The organism is Staphylococcus sp. GDY8P47P (genome assembly GCF_016892225.1).
Classification (GTDB): domain Bacteria; phylum Bacillota; class Bacilli; order Staphylococcales; family Staphylococcaceae; genus Staphylococcus; species Staphylococcus borealis.
Window position 1 is genome coordinate 93,382 of sequence record NZ_JAFENV010000018.1, and the last position, 14,200, is coordinate 107,581.

Annotated in this window: 15 protein-coding genes; 13 read left to right on the plus strand and 2 right to left on the minus strand. The window is 34.0% G+C overall.

Annotated elements, in window-relative coordinates; all coding sequences use genetic code 11:
• The first annotated feature begins 4 nt into the window (after window positions 1-4).
• The 3 genes from truA to rpsI all read left to right on the plus strand — a co-directional run bounded on the left by truA (window position 5) and on the right by rpsI (window position 1,909).
• On the plus strand, window positions 5-808 hold the full coding sequence (gene truA / locus JVV30_RS08535; RefSeq protein WP_070855268.1) for a tRNA pseudouridine(38-40) synthase TruA: 804 nt from the start codon (window positions 5-7) through the stop codon (window positions 806-808).
• 251 nt (window positions 809-1,059) lie between these two features.
• Window positions 1,060-1,497 (plus strand): 50S ribosomal protein L13, encoded by a 438-nt coding sequence (gene rplM / locus JVV30_RS08540; protein WP_204193977.1) that lies wholly within the window; start codon window positions 1,060-1,062, stop codon window positions 1,495-1,497.
• Between the two features lie 19 nt (window positions 1,498-1,516).
• Window positions 1,517-1,909 carry a 30S ribosomal protein S9 gene (rpsI, locus tag JVV30_RS08545; RefSeq protein WP_011275150.1) on the plus strand — a complete coding sequence of 131 codons (393 nt, stop codon included), beginning with the start codon at window positions 1,517-1,519 and terminating at the stop codon, window positions 1,907-1,909.
• 407 nt (window positions 1,910-2,316) lie between these two features.
• Here the strand turns inward: rpsI and JVV30_RS08550 are convergent, their stop codons facing one another.
• Window positions 2,317-3,048: an NAD-dependent protein deacylase gene (locus tag JVV30_RS08550; protein WP_204193978.1), complete on the minus strand. Its 732-nt coding sequence runs from the start codon at window positions 3,046-3,048 to the stop codon at window positions 2,317-2,319.
• A 268-nt stretch (window positions 3,049-3,316) separates the two neighbouring features.
• Between JVV30_RS08550 and JVV30_RS08555 the strand changes: the two genes are divergently transcribed.
• From JVV30_RS08555 to JVV30_RS08595, 9 genes are all read left to right on the plus strand, one after another.
• On the plus strand, window positions 3,317-4,072 hold the full coding sequence (locus JVV30_RS08555; RefSeq protein WP_053028544.1) for a DeoR/GlpR family DNA-binding transcription regulator: 756 nt from the start codon (window positions 3,317-3,319) through the stop codon (window positions 4,070-4,072).
• Between the two features lie 249 nt (window positions 4,073-4,321).
• Entirely contained in the window at window positions 4,322-4,750 is a 429-nt protein-coding gene (gene lacA, locus JVV30_RS08560) for a galactose-6-phosphate isomerase subunit LacA (protein WP_070855266.1), read from the plus strand.
• A 16-nt stretch (window positions 4,751-4,766) separates the two neighbouring features.
• On the plus strand, window positions 4,767-5,282 hold the full coding sequence (gene lacB / locus JVV30_RS08565; RefSeq protein ID WP_053028542.1) for a galactose-6-phosphate isomerase subunit LacB: 516 nt from the start codon (window positions 4,767-4,769) through the stop codon (window positions 5,280-5,282).
• Window positions 5,283-5,294: 12 nt separating this feature from the next.
• Window positions 5,295-6,227 (plus strand): tagatose-6-phosphate kinase, encoded by a 933-nt coding sequence (locus tag JVV30_RS08570; RefSeq protein WP_070855264.1) that lies wholly within the window; start codon window positions 5,295-5,297, stop codon window positions 6,225-6,227.
• Window positions 6,228-6,230: 3 nt separating this feature from the next.
• Window positions 6,231-7,208 carry a tagatose-bisphosphate aldolase gene (gene lacD, locus JVV30_RS08575; RefSeq protein WP_070855263.1) on the plus strand — a complete coding sequence of 326 codons (978 nt, stop codon included), beginning with the start codon at window positions 6,231-6,233 and terminating at the stop codon, window positions 7,206-7,208.
• Window positions 7,209-7,232: 24 nt separating this feature from the next.
• A complete protein-coding gene (locus JVV30_RS08580; protein WP_053028540.1) occupies window positions 7,233-7,547 on the plus strand; it encodes a PTS lactose/cellobiose transporter subunit IIA in 315 nt (104 codons plus the stop codon).
• Between the two features lie 5 nt (window positions 7,548-7,552).
• Window positions 7,553-9,304 (plus strand): lactose-specific PTS transporter subunit EIIC, encoded by a 1,752-nt coding sequence (locus tag JVV30_RS08585; protein WP_053028539.1) that lies wholly within the window; start codon window positions 7,553-7,555, stop codon window positions 9,302-9,304.
• 15 nt (window positions 9,305-9,319) lie between these two features.
• Window positions 9,320-10,732 carry a 6-phospho-beta-galactosidase gene (gene lacG / locus JVV30_RS08590; protein ID WP_204193985.1) on the plus strand — a complete coding sequence of 471 codons (1,413 nt, stop codon included), beginning with the start codon at window positions 9,320-9,322 and terminating at the stop codon, window positions 10,730-10,732.
• A gap of 258 nt (window positions 10,733-10,990) precedes the next feature.
• Complete coding sequence (locus JVV30_RS08595; RefSeq protein WP_204193979.1) at window positions 10,991-11,824, plus strand: alpha/beta hydrolase; 834 nt, start codon at window positions 10,991-10,993, stop codon at window positions 11,822-11,824.
• Window positions 11,825-12,022: 198 nt separating this feature from the next.
• On the opposite strand, the gene JVV30_RS08600 is transcribed toward JVV30_RS08595, so the two are convergent.
• On the minus strand, window positions 12,023-13,024 hold the full coding sequence (locus JVV30_RS08600) for an LLM class flavin-dependent oxidoreductase (RefSeq protein WP_204193980.1): 1,002 nt from the start codon (window positions 13,022-13,024) through the stop codon (window positions 12,023-12,025).
• Between the two features lie 146 nt (window positions 13,025-13,170).
• Between JVV30_RS08600 and JVV30_RS08605 the strand changes: the two genes are divergently transcribed.
• Window positions 13,171-14,184 carry a zinc-binding alcohol dehydrogenase family protein gene (locus JVV30_RS08605; RefSeq protein ID WP_070855260.1) on the plus strand — a complete coding sequence of 338 codons (1,014 nt, stop codon included), beginning with the start codon at window positions 13,171-13,173 and terminating at the stop codon, window positions 14,182-14,184.
• Window positions 14,185-14,200: the final 16 nt, after the last annotated feature.

Here is a 14,200-nt window from a genome sequence, read left to right on the forward strand (position 1 = left end):
TACAGTGCGTATACTCGTTAATATTTCTTATCAAGGAAGTCAATTTCTGGGCTTCCAAATTCAGCAACAAGGAAGAACGGTCCAGCAACAATTCGAAAAAATATTAAAGCGTATGCATCGCCGCCATGTCCGAATTCATCCTTCTAGTCGCACTGACAGAGGTGTGCATGCTTATGAACAGTTTTTTCACTTTGATACTGAATTAAACATTGAACCTAAGCAATGGAAGTATGCAATGAATCGTGCGTTACCAGACGATATATATGTGAATGATGTCCAACACGTCGATGATCAATTTCATTGTCGTTACGACTGTGTTGGTAAACGATATCGTTATAGAGTCTATCAAGGATCTCATCGTAATCCTTTTGAAAGTGGGCTAAAGACATTTATCAAAGAAGATTTAGATTATTCTAAAATGAACGAAGCTGCGAAGCATTTTATTGGAACACACGATTTTACAGGATTTTGTTCTCAAAAGACTGAAGTTGAAAGTAAAGTGCGAACGTTGTATCAAAGTGAAATCATCATAACCGATGAGGGCTTTGATTATGTAGTGACTGGATCCGGTTTCTTATATAATATGGTTCGCGTGTTAGTAGCGTTTTTAATTGAAGTTGGAAAAGGTAAGCGTAACCCTAATGAAGTACCGACATTATTAAATGAAAAAAATAGAGATAATGTACCATTTACTGCTCCGGCAGAAGGGCTTTATTTAGAGAAGATATATCTCTCAGAGAAAGGCTTAACAACAGACTTTGGAGATAATATTAAAATTCATCGTAAAAAATCACTACAAAATGATTAAATTGCATTGACAAACGGAGCTATAAAATATAACATAGTTAACGGTATTGTTTTATATCCACCCCATGATAAGCCCCGGAAACTTATTGTGTTACAAGATATATAAGCAAATTATACAGGAATAAAATAAATGAACATTTACGCTTTGAAATCGTAACAGAATGAATAGATTGCAGGCCTCGTTCGTAGGTTCGACTGCGATACGTACCTGTAATCTAAAACGAAGCATTTATTTTTAGGAGGACAATTATTATGCGTCAAACATTTATGGCAAATGAATCAAACATTGAGCGCAAATGGTATGTTATTGATGCTGAAGGCCAAACATTAGGTCGTTTATCATCTGAAGTAGCATCTATCTTATGCGGTAAAAATAAAGTAACTTACACACCACACGTTGACACAGGTGATTATGTCATCATCATCAACGCTGCTAAAATCGAATTAACTGGTAAAAAAGAATCAGATAAAATCTATTACCGTCACTCAAATCACCCAGGTGGTATCAAATCAGTTACTGCTGGTGAATTAAAACGTAATAACCCAGAACGTTTACTTGAAACATCAATCAAAGGTATGTTACCAAGTTCACGTTTAGGTGAAAAACAAGGTAAAAAATTATTTGTATATGGTGGCGCTGAACATCCACACGCTGCACAACAACCAGAAAACTACGAGTTACGTGGTTAATTAGAAGGAGGAAATGACATTGGCACAAGTTGAATATAGAGGCACAGGCCGTCGTAAAAACTCAGTAGCACGTGTACGTTTAGTACCAGGTGAAGGTAATATTACAGTTAACGAACGTGACGTACGTGAGTACTTACCATTCGAATCATTAATCTTAGACTTAAACCAACCATTTGATGTTACAGAAACTAAAGGTAACTATGATGTATTAGTTAACGTACACGGTGGTGGTTTCACTGGACAAGCACAAGCTATCCGTCACGGAATCGCACGTGCATTATTAGAAGCAGATCCTGAATACAGAGGTTCATTAAAACGCGCAGGTCTATTAACTCGTGACCCACGTATGAAAGAACGTAAAAAACCAGGTCTTAAAAAAGCACGTCGTTCTCCACAATTCTCAAAACGTTAATTGCCAAAGCTGTTGCGAATTTATTCGCTTACAGATTTGGTACGCAAATTGCGTCAGCAAGTTGTGTTCCAATAGAACGAGTAAAGCACTTCTCAATTTTGAGAAGTGCTTTTTTATATGCATAAAAGGGAGTGGGATAGAATTCTTTTTAAATTCGTTGTCCCTCTCCCAACTTGCTTTGCTTGTAGAATTTCTTTAAGAAATTCTCTTTGTTGGGGCCCCGAACCCCAACTTGCTTAGCTTGTAAAATCACTTTCGTGATTTTTTGTGTTGGGGCCCCGCCGGCAAGGATGACTAGAACTGAGAAAAGCTTGATTTAAGCGCCTTCTAAGTTCAGTCAGCTACTGCGAATTTGCAAAAATAGCTTCATTATATTATTTATGTCCCAGCCTCTTTGAATTATCTTTTTAATTTTTAAATACTTCCTCAACAACTTCTGTCATATCATTATGAATGACTAAGTCTGCTTTTCTATCGTATGGTGTTTTATCTCGATTAATGATAACTAAATGATCACCAGTAAAGTTTGAGATGAATCCAGCTGCTGGTTGTACTACAAGTGATGAACCTAATACGATGACAGTGTCAGCCTTTTGGATTTTATCAAGCGCACGAAAAACAGTTGGTTGATCCAACATTTCACCATATAAGACAATGTCTGGTCGAATAACGTCACCACATGATTCACAATATCTTAATTCATGATCCATGACATAAGATTTTGTGTATTCCTCACCACACTTAATACAATAGAATCGATTGAGTGTGCCATGAATTTCATCGATATGTTGACTTCCTGCATCTTCATGTAAGCCATCAATGTTTTGAGTGATGACACCCAAAGATTTACCTTCTTTTTCTAACTCTGCAATCCATTCATGAACAATATTAGGTTTTTTATCAGCTACAAGTAAACGCTTATGATAAAAATCAATAAAGCTTTCTTTATTATCATTAAGATGGTCAATACTTAATAAATATTCTGGAGAATAGCCGTCTTTGGATATTTCATCAAATAATCCACCCATTGAGCGAAAATCTGGAATTCCACTTGCAACAGAAACACCAGCGCCAGTGAAGAAGACAATATGATTTGATTTATCTACAATTTCTTTTAACTTTTCGATCTTATTACTCATTCAAAACACTCCATATACACAAATTGATTCTAACTTTTGATAGAATTATATTTAATATTACTTATATACTTATTACAACATACTATCAGATATACTTTCTAGAAATTGCTTTCTAAATATAAGATTTAAATGTAAGCGCATTGATAAAAATGTTAGAGTTCACTTGATTTATAGTATAAAATTAATATGTGCGAATTAATTTTAATAAATTCAAGTATCCAATGTATATCATTTACTTGAAAATGTGATGTGGGAAGTGAAGAGTTGAATGAATAAATACGATCGTTTAGATGAAATAACTAAACTCGTAAATCAAAGAGGCACTGTTAGAACTAATGAGATTGTAGAAGAATTAAATGTATCGGATATGACAGTAAGACGTGATTTAGCTGAACTTGAAGAAAAAGGATTACTTACCAAAATTCATGGGGGCGCAAGAAGTAATGCTATGTTTCAATTTAAAGAGAAGTCACATCAAGAGAAACACACACACAATATAGAAGAAAAACGAAACGTTGCACGAAAAGCCATTCATTTAATCGAAGAAAACGATACGATTTTTCTTGGACCTGGTACGACAATAGAATGTTTAGCCGAAATCATGGAGTTAAAATCACTAACAGTTATTACAAATTGTTTCCCAGTGTTCAAAATATTGTTTGAAAAAAGATCAATTGATTTTAAAGTTTATTTACTTGGTGGGGAAATGAGGGCGTTAACTGAGTCATTTGTAGGTGAAATGGCCAATGCACTGCTTAAAACAAAACGTTTTAGCAAAATGTTTTTTAGTTGTAATGGCATTAAAGATGCAGATGTTCTTACATCAACAGTCGATGAAGCGTATACCCAACAATTGGCTTTAGAGCGATCAGTTGAAAAGTACTTACTAATAGACTCATCAAAATTAGGGAAAGAAGACTTTACCCAATTGTGTAGGTTAGACGATTTAACTGCAGTCATAATTGATAAGGTCGATGTTGATAACATAGAGAAATTAAAATTACATACTGAAGTGATTGAGTAAATTACACTTTAAGCCTGATATTGTTTGAAATTAAACAATATTAGGCTTTTTTATATTTCAAAAAGATAAATAAACATAAAACAAAACATTTTTGTTTAAAACAACTAATTATCAAACAATATTCAAACATTTAATGTTGATTATTTGTTTGTTTATGTTTATAATTTAAACATAAAGAGTTGAAAGCGCTTTTTCACAATATAAAGATAGACACATATATGTGAATCAATTTATTAAAGGAGAATGGTTATGACAGTTATTATTGGTTCAGATGTAGACGGTAAACGACTCAAAGAAGTAGTCAAAGCATTTTTAAAAGAGAATAATCATGAAGTATTAGATGTAACAGAAGGTAAAGATGTTGACTTTGTTGATTCAACACTAGCCGTTGCGCAAGAAGTTCGAAAGAATGATGAGAATTTAGGCATTGCAATTGATGCTTATGGCGCAGGAAGTTTCATGGTCGCTACGAAAATCAAAGGAATGGTTGCAGCAGAAGTTTCAGATGAAAGATCTGCTTATATGACACGTGGTCATAATAATGCACGCATGATTACGATGGGGTCAGAAATTGTTGGAGATATGCTTGCTAAGCATGTTGCTAAAGAATTTGTCAATGGACACTATGACGGTGGTCGTCATCAAATCCGTGTAGATATGTTAAATAAAATGTGCTAAATAGGAGGACTTTAAAATGAAAATAGCTATTGGTTGCGATCATATTGTAACAGACACAAAAATGGCAGTTTCAAAACATTTAAAAGAACAAGGACATGAAGTAATTGATGTAGGAACATATGATTTTACAAGAACACACTATCCAATTTTTGGTAAAAAAGTGGGTGAAGCTGTAACAAGCGGTGAAGCGGATTTAGGTGTATGTATTTGTGGAACAGGTGTTGGTATTAGTAACGCTGCTAACAAAGTACCAGGCGTACGTACTGCTTTAGTTCGTGATATGACAACAGCGCTTTATTCAAAAGAGGAATTAAATGCGAATGTTGTTAGTTTTGGTGGAAAAATCGTAGGTGAATTATTCATTTTTGATATTGTAGATGCTTTCATCAAAGCGGAATATAAACCAAGCGAAGAGAATAAAAAATTAATAGCTAAAATTGAGCATTTAGAAGCACATAATGATAAACAAGCTGATCCTCATTTCTTCGATGAATTTTTAGAAAAATGGGACAAAGGTGAATATCACGATTAAGGGTGACAATCTATGATTCTAACGTTAACACTAAATCCTTCGATAGATATTTCATATTCTCTAGACCATTTTAGTCTTGATACAGTGAATCGTGTTAATAACACGATAAAAACTGCGGGGGGCAAAGGGTTAAATGTAACTCGTGTTTTATCAGAATATGGTGAAGATGTGATAGCAAGTGGTTTCTTAGGTGGCAAGTTGGGCGAATTTATAGAGCAGCAATTGAACGCCAATCAAATTAATCATCACTTTTTTAAGATTAATGAAGAAACACGAAATTGTATTGCTATTCTTCATGAGGGACAACAGACTGAGATTCTTGAACAAGGACCTTCAATCACTGAGCTAGAAGCGTCAGAATTTAAAACGCATTTGGCCAGATTATTAACAAAAGCTAACGTCATTGCGATGTCTGGTAGTTTACCAAGAGGATTGAAGTCGGATTATTATGCCGATTTAATTCAGTTAGCCGAACAGCATCAGAAATTTACTATCTTAGATAGTTCAGGTCAATCTTTGTTAGATGTTTTGCTAAGTGATTATAAACCAACTGTAATCAAACCTAACATCGATGAGTTGGCACAATTGTTACAAACGAAAGTAACCTCAGAAATTGAGTGCCTAAAAGATGCAGTTAATCAACCCATATTTGATGGTATAGCGTGGATTATCGTTTCACTAGGAAGCGAAGGTGCATTCGCCAAACATCATAACAACTACTATAAAGTAAATATTCCTCGCATAGATGTGGTGAATCCTGTTGGATCAGGTGATTCAACTGTAGCAGGTATTGCATCAGGTTTAATTCATCAAGATGAGGATGACGTACTATTAAAAAAAGCCAATGCATTTGGAATATTAAATGCAATGGAAAGTCAAACTGGACATATTGATGTACATAAATTTGACGAAATTTTCCAACAAATTGAAGTTATAGAGGTGTAATTAATGACTAAATCACAACAAAAATTAGCATCAATAGAGCAATTGAGTAATCAAGAAGGCGTTATCTCAGCTTTAGCGTTTGACCAACGTGGTGCTTTGAAAAGAATGATGGCTGAGCATCAAACAGAAGAACCAACTGTTGAACAAATTGAACAACTAAAAGTATTAGTATCTGAAGAATTAACACAATATGCTTCGTCAATTTTATTAGACCCTGAATATGGTCTTCCAGCATCTGAAGCGCGTAACAAAGACTGTGGATTATTATTAGCCTACGAAAAAACAGGTTATGACGTAAATGCTAAAGGACGTTTACCAGACTGCCTAGTTGAATGGTCAGCAAAACGTTTAAAAGAACAAGGCGCTAATGCGGTTAAATTTTTACTTTACTATGATGTTGATGATTCAGAAGACATTAATATTCAAAAGAAAGCATATATTGAAAGAATCGGATCTGAGTGTGTAGCAGAAGATATCCCATTCTTCCTAGAAGTACTTACTTATGATGATAATATTCCGGATAATAAAAGTGCTGAATTCGCGAAAGTAAAACCTCGTAAAGTCAATGAAGCTATGAAATTATTTTCCGAAGAACGATTTAATGTAGATGTACTTAAAGTTGAAGTACCGGTAAATATGAACTTTGTAGAAGGATTTACAGAAGGTGAAGTTGTTTATAGCAAAGAAGAAGCGGCGCAACATTTCCGTGATCAAGAAGGTTCAACACATTTACCATATATCTATTTAAGTGCTGGTGTTTCTGCAGAATTATTCCAAGAAACATTGAAATTTGCACATGAAGCTGGTGCGAAATTTAATGGTGTACTTTGTGGACGTGCTACTTGGTCAGGTGCAGTAAAAGTGTATATCGAAGAAGGCGAAGCAGCTGCACGTAAATGGTTACGCACTACTGGATTCAAAAATATTGATGATCTTAATAAAGTATTAGAATCAACTGCAACATCATGGAAATCAAAATAAATCATTTAAAGGGGGCACATCATAATGAATAGAGAAGAAGTGCAATTACTAGGGTTTGAAATTGTAGCATATGCTGGAGATGCACGTTCAAAATTATTAGAGGCATTAACTGCAGCTAAAAATGGTGAGTTAGATAAAGCAGACCAATTAACTGAAGAAGCAAACGAATGTATTGCAAATGCACATAAAGCGCAAACAAGTTTGTTAGCTAAGGAAGCACAAGGCGAAGATATCGCATATAGCGTTACAATGATGCACGGTCAAGACCATTTAATGACAACACTACTATTAAAAGATTTAATGAAACATCTATTAGAATTATATAGAAGAGAGAGTTGAATGCTATGAACAAATTAATTGCTTGGATTGAGAAAGGAAAACCGTTCTTTGAAAAAATATCTCGTAATATTTATTTAAGAGCTATTCGTGATGGATTTATCGCAGCAATCCCAATTATCTTATTCTCTAGTATCTTTATTTTAGTTACCTATGTTCCTAACGTGTTTGGTTTCACATGGAGTAAAACAATGGAAGGAATTCTTATGAAACCATACAACTATACGATGGGCATTGTTGGTTTTATAGTAGCAGGTACGACTGCTAAATCATTGACTGATTCGTTTAACCGGAAATTGGATAAAACAAATCAAATTAACTTTATCTCAACTATGATGGCAGCAATGTGTGGCTTTTTATTCCTAGCAGCGGATCCTGCAAAAGATGGTGGATTCTTAAGTGGATTTATGGGAACGAAAGGTTTATTAACAGCATTTCTATCAGCATTTATTACTGTGATTGTATATAACTTCTTTATCAAACGTGATATTACAATCAAAATGCCGAAAGAAGTTCCACCTAACATTTCGCAAGTGTTCAAAGATATATTTCCTCTATCAGCAGTAATCATTATTTTATATGCGTTAGATTTAATTGTGAGAGCTACTGTACATACGAATGTAGCCAATGGTGTATTAAAATTATTTGAACCATTGTTTACTGCAGCAGATGGTTGGGTTGGTGTAACTATTATCTTTGGTGCCTTTGCATTCTTCTGGTTCGTTGGTATTCACGGTCCGTCAATCGTAGAACCAGCTATAGCAGCTATCACGTATGCTAACTTAGAAGCGAACTTACATTTAATTCAAGCTGGAGAACATGCTAATAACGTTATTACACCAGGTACTCAAATGTTCGTTGTTACTATGGGGGGAACTGGTGCAACGTTAGTCGTGCCATTTATGTTTATGTGGCTAACTAAATCGAAACGTAATAAAGCGATTGGTAGAGCATCTGTAGTACCTACATTCTTTGGTGTCAATGAACCAATTTTATTTGGTGCACCATTAGTGTTAAACCCAGTGTTCTTTATTCCGTTTATCTTTGCCCCAATTGCAAACGTATGGATCTTTAAGTTCTTCGTAGATGTATTAGGAATGAACAGTTTTAGTATCTTCTTACCATGGACTACACCAGGTCCATTAGGTATCGTGATGGGTACTGGTTTTGCATTTTGGTCATTTGTACTTGCTATCGTCTTAATTGTAGTAGATGTAATTATTTACTACCCATTTGTAAAAGTGTATGATGAACAAATTTTAGAAGAAGAATTAGGAAATAAAACTGCTAATAATGAGTTGCAAAACAAAGTAGCAGCAAACTTTGATACTAAAAAAGCAGATGCCATCCTAGCATCAGCTGGTGCGACTGATACAAGTCATTCTCAAACAGGTCAAGATGAAGCATTCAATAAGAATGAAACGCAACAAAGTAACATCACAGAACAAACCAATGTACTTGTTCTATGTGCTGGTGGAGGAACTAGCGGTTTATTAGCTAACGCTTTAAATAAAGCAGCTGAAGACTATAATGTTCCTGTTAAAGCAGCAGCAGGCGGTTATGGTGCGCATATGGATATTATGAAAGATTATCAATTAATTATTTTAGCGCCTCAAGTTGCTTCAAATTATGAAGACATTAAGCAAGATACAGATCGACTAGGTATTAAATTAGCTAAAACACAGGGTGTTGAATATATTAATTTAACTCGAGATGGCAAAGCAGCATTAGACTTCGTTCAACAACAATTTGAAAAATAATTAGGAGATGAAAGTATAATGAAAAAATTACCAGAAGATTTTATATTCGGTGGTGCGACAGCGGCTTATCAAGCAGAAGGCGCGACTAAAACAGATGGAAAAGGTCGTGTAGCATGGGACACTTATCTTGAAGAAAACTATTGGTATACAGCTGAACCAGCAAGTGATTTTTACAATAAATATCCTATTGATTTAGAATTAAGTGAAAAATTTGGTGTGAATGGTATTCGTATTTCGATTGCATGGTCACGCATATTCCCTAAAGGATATGGTGAAGTTAATCCTAAAGGTGTAGAATACTATCATAATTTATTTAAAGAATGTCATAAAAGACATGTAGAGCCATTTGTAACATTGCACCACTTTGATACTCCAGAAACATTGCATAGTGATGGCGACTTTTTAAATCGTAAAACAATCGATTACTTTGTAGAGTATGCAAAATTCTGTTTCGAAGAATTTGAAGAAGTTAATTATTGGACTACATTTAATGAAATTGGGCCTATTGGTGATGGTCAATATTTAGTGGGTAAATTTCCACCAGGAATTAAGTATGACTTTGCTAAAGTGTTTCAATCACACCACAACATGATGGTCGCACATGCAAAAGCTGTGAAGTTATTTAAGGATAATGGCTATAGTGGTGAAATTGGAGTCGTACACGCATTGCCAACTAAATACCCTTATGATCCAACAAATCCAGAAGATGTTAGAGCAGCTGAATTAGAAGATATCATTCACAATAAATTTATCTTAGATGCAACTTATCTTGGTAAATATTCTCGTGAAACTATGGAAGGCGTTCAACACATTTTATCTGTTAATGGTGGTAAATTAGATATACCAGAAGAAGATTATAAAGTATTGGATGCGGCCAAAGATTTAAATGACTTCTTAGGTATCAATTACTACATGAGTGATTGGATGAGAGGTTATGAAGGTGAATCTGAAATTACGCATAATGCCACAGGTGATAAAGGTGGTTCTAAATATCAACTCAAAGGTGTAGGTCAACGTGAATTTGATGTTGACGTACCCCGTACTGATTGGGACTGGATGATTTATCCAAAAGGATTATATGATCACATCATGCGTGTAGTTAAAGATTATCCAAATTATCATAAAATCTACATTACTGAGAATGGACTTGGATACAAAGACCAATTTGATGAAGAACGTAAAGCGGTAGATGATGACGCTCGTATAGATTATGTGAAAAAACATCTTGAAGTCATTTCTGATGCTATTCGTGATGGTGCCAATGTAAAAGGTTACTTCCTATGGTCATTAATGGACGTCTTCTCATGGTCAAATGGTTATGAAAAACGATATGGTCTATTTTATGTCGACTTTGAAACACAAGAACGTTATCCTAAGAAGAGTGCATATTGGTACAAAGAACTAGCGGAAAGTAAGGAAATTAAATAAGAGCCGGACAGAAATTAAAATAAATTCGTTGTTCCGCCTCAAAACTATTATATTCAATCAATTAGGGCAGAGAAAATGCTTATATCAAGCTGATCTCTGTCCTATTTCTTTATTAATAGTTTAATCCTATTACTACAATAAATTAGCAATTTATATTTAGTTCATTAACATGCGTATTTAAATTTACTAACTAACTTAATTTTCATATTTATAACAATATCATTTATACTTATAGAAAACCTATTGGAGTATGATATTATGAGCACTTTTAAAACCATTATTTTTAGTTTAATTATAAGCATATTGATATTTACGATAGTTGGTTGTCAAACAAATCGTAATCATTCATCTAATTATCAGAATAATAATCAAAAGCAGGTTGCAACATTGTTTATGCATGGGTATGGAGGAACGAATCATTCCGAAAAATATATGGTCAATCAAGCAGTAACTAAAGGTGTGACTAAGGATGTTGTTACAGCAAATGTTTCAACCAATGGAGAAGTTCAGTTTAGAGGCAATATCTCGAAGAGGTCAAACAATCCAATTATCAAAATATTATTTGAAGATAATAAAAATGGGGATGTAGCACAAAATGCCAAAAATATTAAAAATGTACTCACTCAAATGAAAGACAAATATCATATAGAGCATTATAATTTCGTAGCACATTCAATGGGGAATTTATCATTTGCTTACTTTATGAAATATTATGGGAATGACAATGAATTGCCTCAACTTCAAAAAGAAGTAAACATAGCTAGTACATATAATGGTGTTTTAAATTTAAATGAAAAAGTAAATGAAATATCTGTTGATAAAAATGGTAAACCGAGTAAAATGAACGCAAATTATAAAGAATTATTAGGTCTTAAAAATAGTTATAATCATAAAAATATAGAAGTGTTAAATATTTATGGTGACTTACAAGATGGTACACATTCAGATGGAAGTGTATCAAATAGTTCGTCACGCTCCTTAAAATATTTGTTAGGTGATAGCCCTAAAACTTATAGAGAATCTAAATATACAGGAAAAGAGGGAGTGGGACAGAATTCTTTTAAATTCGTCGTCTCACCCCCGCAAGGATGACTAGAACTGAGAAAAGCTTGATTTAAGCGCCTTCTCAGTTCAGTCAGCTACTGCGAAATTGCTAGATAGCATTATTATATTATTTATGTCCCAGACTGTACATCATAATAGAGAAGTATCAGATGAAATCATAAAATTTTTGTGGGAATAAAGTGTCAAAATAATAATTGTCAAATTGTAATGCCAGACACGATGATTTTATTGTGAGGTGTTAGCGATGAGTTGAATTAATTCTAGTCTAGCTTCTTCTCCAAACACATGAGGCATAATCATGATTTCATCTACATGATACGTTTCTATTAATTGAGTTAATTTTAATCGTACTTCATTAGGTAGGCCACTAATAACACGACGCTTGTTTTGTTCAATTTTTTTTAATTCACTCGAAGTATAATGACGGTGTTGCGCAGTAATAATTGATGGGTAAGATTTTGGTTGATTGAGATAATTGATACGCAAAAGCCATAAATGTAGGGCATCTAATAAATCAGCAACTTTATTAGACGTTTGAGCTGTAACTACAAATGTAGACAGAATAACATAAGGCTTCTTTGATTCTGATATGTCATTCAATTGATTGTATCGATGTCGATAATAGCTGATAAGATGATTTAGCTTATCTTGTGGTTGTCCCATATATGCAATTACAAAAGGTAACCCTTTTTGCGCAGCTAATTCTGCACTGCGTTCGCTCATTCCTAAAATAAACATATCAGGTGAGTCATCAATTTGAGGTGTTGCATATATAGACATATATCGATGCGGTTCATTATATTGGTTACTAAAGTAGTGTCGCAAATCATCTATTTGATTGTCTAGAGTAGGCTTTTTGTTTTTATACTCATTAAGCGCTTCATTTACTTGCTTAAAACTTGGTGAACGACCTAAACCCATATCTATTCTGTGAGGGTGACATGCTGCCATTATTTTAAATTGTTCAGCCACTTTATAAGCACTATAATGAGGTAACATTACGCCACCACTACCAATCTTTATCGTTTGCGTATGTTCTAGTAACATCATCATTACAATTTCTGGTGCACTAGATGCGACCGAAAAAACATTATGATGTTCAGCAACCCAAAATCGTGTATAACCTAATTTCTCAGCAGTTTGAGCTAACGTTATACTATGCTTAAATGCATCATGGGCATTGCTATTTTCAAAAATTGGAACATAGTCTAAAATGCTTAATTTCAATTATAAATATGCCCCTTTCAACAGTAATAATAAGTTAGATAAATTGTATTAGTATTGTAAAATGAAGCCATCTATATTGCTATCTATTTGTTTATAATATTATACTTAGTTAAAACATTAGCATAGTTAAAGGTGGCGTTAAATCAATGAAAGTAATTGGATTTGAACAACCATTTCATTTATCAGAAGGCAATTTATTTAAAACGTACGCGTTAGATATTCCAAAACCAAAGGCACATGAATTATTAGTTAAAATACAATCTATCAGTGTTAATCCAGTAGATACGAAACAACGTTTGACGGAGGTATCAAAAGTACCTCGTGTATTAGGTTTTGACGCAGTCGGTTATGTTGAATCTATTGGAAGCGACGTTCGTATGTTTGAGGAAGGTGACATTGTATATTATTCTGGCTCACCCGATCAAAATGGATCAAACGCAACATATCAAATCATTGATGAAAGATTAGTTGCTAAGGCGCCTCAAAATATTAGCTTCGAGCAAGCTGCAAGTTTACCATTGACTGGTATAACTGCATCTGAGACATTGTTTGATGTATTTGGCATTTCACATAATCCTGAAGAAAATAAAGGGAAATCATTGTTAATCATTAATGGGGCAGGAGGTGTAGGTAGTATTGCGACACAAATTGCTAAGGCTTATGGTCTACACGTTATAACGACTGCATCACGTGACGAAACCATTCATTGGACTAAGGACATGGGTGCTGACATTGTCCTCAATCACAAAGAAGATTTAGTTAAGCAATTTAAAGCGCAAGGCATTGAATTAGTAGATTACGTCTTTTGTACATTCGATACAGATATGTATTATGACACAATGATTGAATTAGTGAAGCCAAGAGGTCATATTGCAACGATAGTAGCATTTCAAAATAAACAAGATTTAAATGCTTTGAAACCTAAAAGTTTAACTTTCTCACATGAATTTATGTTTGCAAGACCATTGAATCAAACGGATGATATGATTAGACATCATGAATACTTAGAAGATATTACTAAGAAAATTGAGCAACATGTATATAAACCAACTACAACGAGAGTAATAGAGGGCTTAACGGCTGATAATCTATATCAAGCACATCAAATATTAGAATCGAATTCAATGATTGGTAAATTAGTTATTCGTTTAACGCAATAACTTAAATATATAAATA

Bases quoted from the DNA above. Each gene is read 5' to 3' on its own strand.
- rplM (WP_204193977.1), top strand. From the start codon at position 1,060: ATGCGTCAAACATTTATGGCAAATGAATCAAACATTGAGCGCAAATGG.
- JVV30_RS08585 (WP_053028539.1), top strand. From the start codon at position 7,553: ATGAACAAATTAATTGCTTGGATTGAGAAAGGAAAACCGTTCTTTGAA.
- lacD (WP_070855263.1), top strand. From the start codon at position 6,231: ATGACTAAATCACAACAAAAATTAGCATCAATAGAGCAATTGAGTAAT.
- JVV30_RS08580 (WP_053028540.1), top strand. From the start codon at position 7,233: ATGAATAGAGAAGAAGTGCAATTACTAGGGTTTGAAATTGTAGCATAT.
- lacA (WP_070855266.1), top strand. From the start codon at position 4,322: ATGACAGTTATTATTGGTTCAGATGTAGACGGTAAACGACTCAAAGAA.
- JVV30_RS08605 (WP_070855260.1), top strand. From the start codon at position 13,171: ATGAAAGTAATTGGATTTGAACAACCATTTCATTTATCAGAAGGCAAT.
- JVV30_RS08570 (WP_070855264.1), top strand. From the start codon at position 5,295: ATGATTCTAACGTTAACACTAAATCCTTCGATAGATATTTCATATTCT.
- JVV30_RS08595 (WP_204193979.1), top strand. From the start codon at position 10,991: ATGAGCACTTTTAAAACCATTATTTTTAGTTTAATTATAAGCATATTG.
- lacB (WP_053028542.1), top strand. From the start codon at position 4,767: ATGAAAATAGCTATTGGTTGCGATCATATTGTAACAGACACAAAAATG.
- JVV30_RS08555 (WP_053028544.1), top strand. From the start codon at position 3,317: ATGAATAAATACGATCGTTTAGATGAAATAACTAAACTCGTAAATCAA.
- JVV30_RS08550 (WP_204193978.1), bottom strand. From the start codon at position 3,048: ATGAGTAATAAGATCGAAAAGTTAAAAGAAATTGTAGATAAATCAAAT.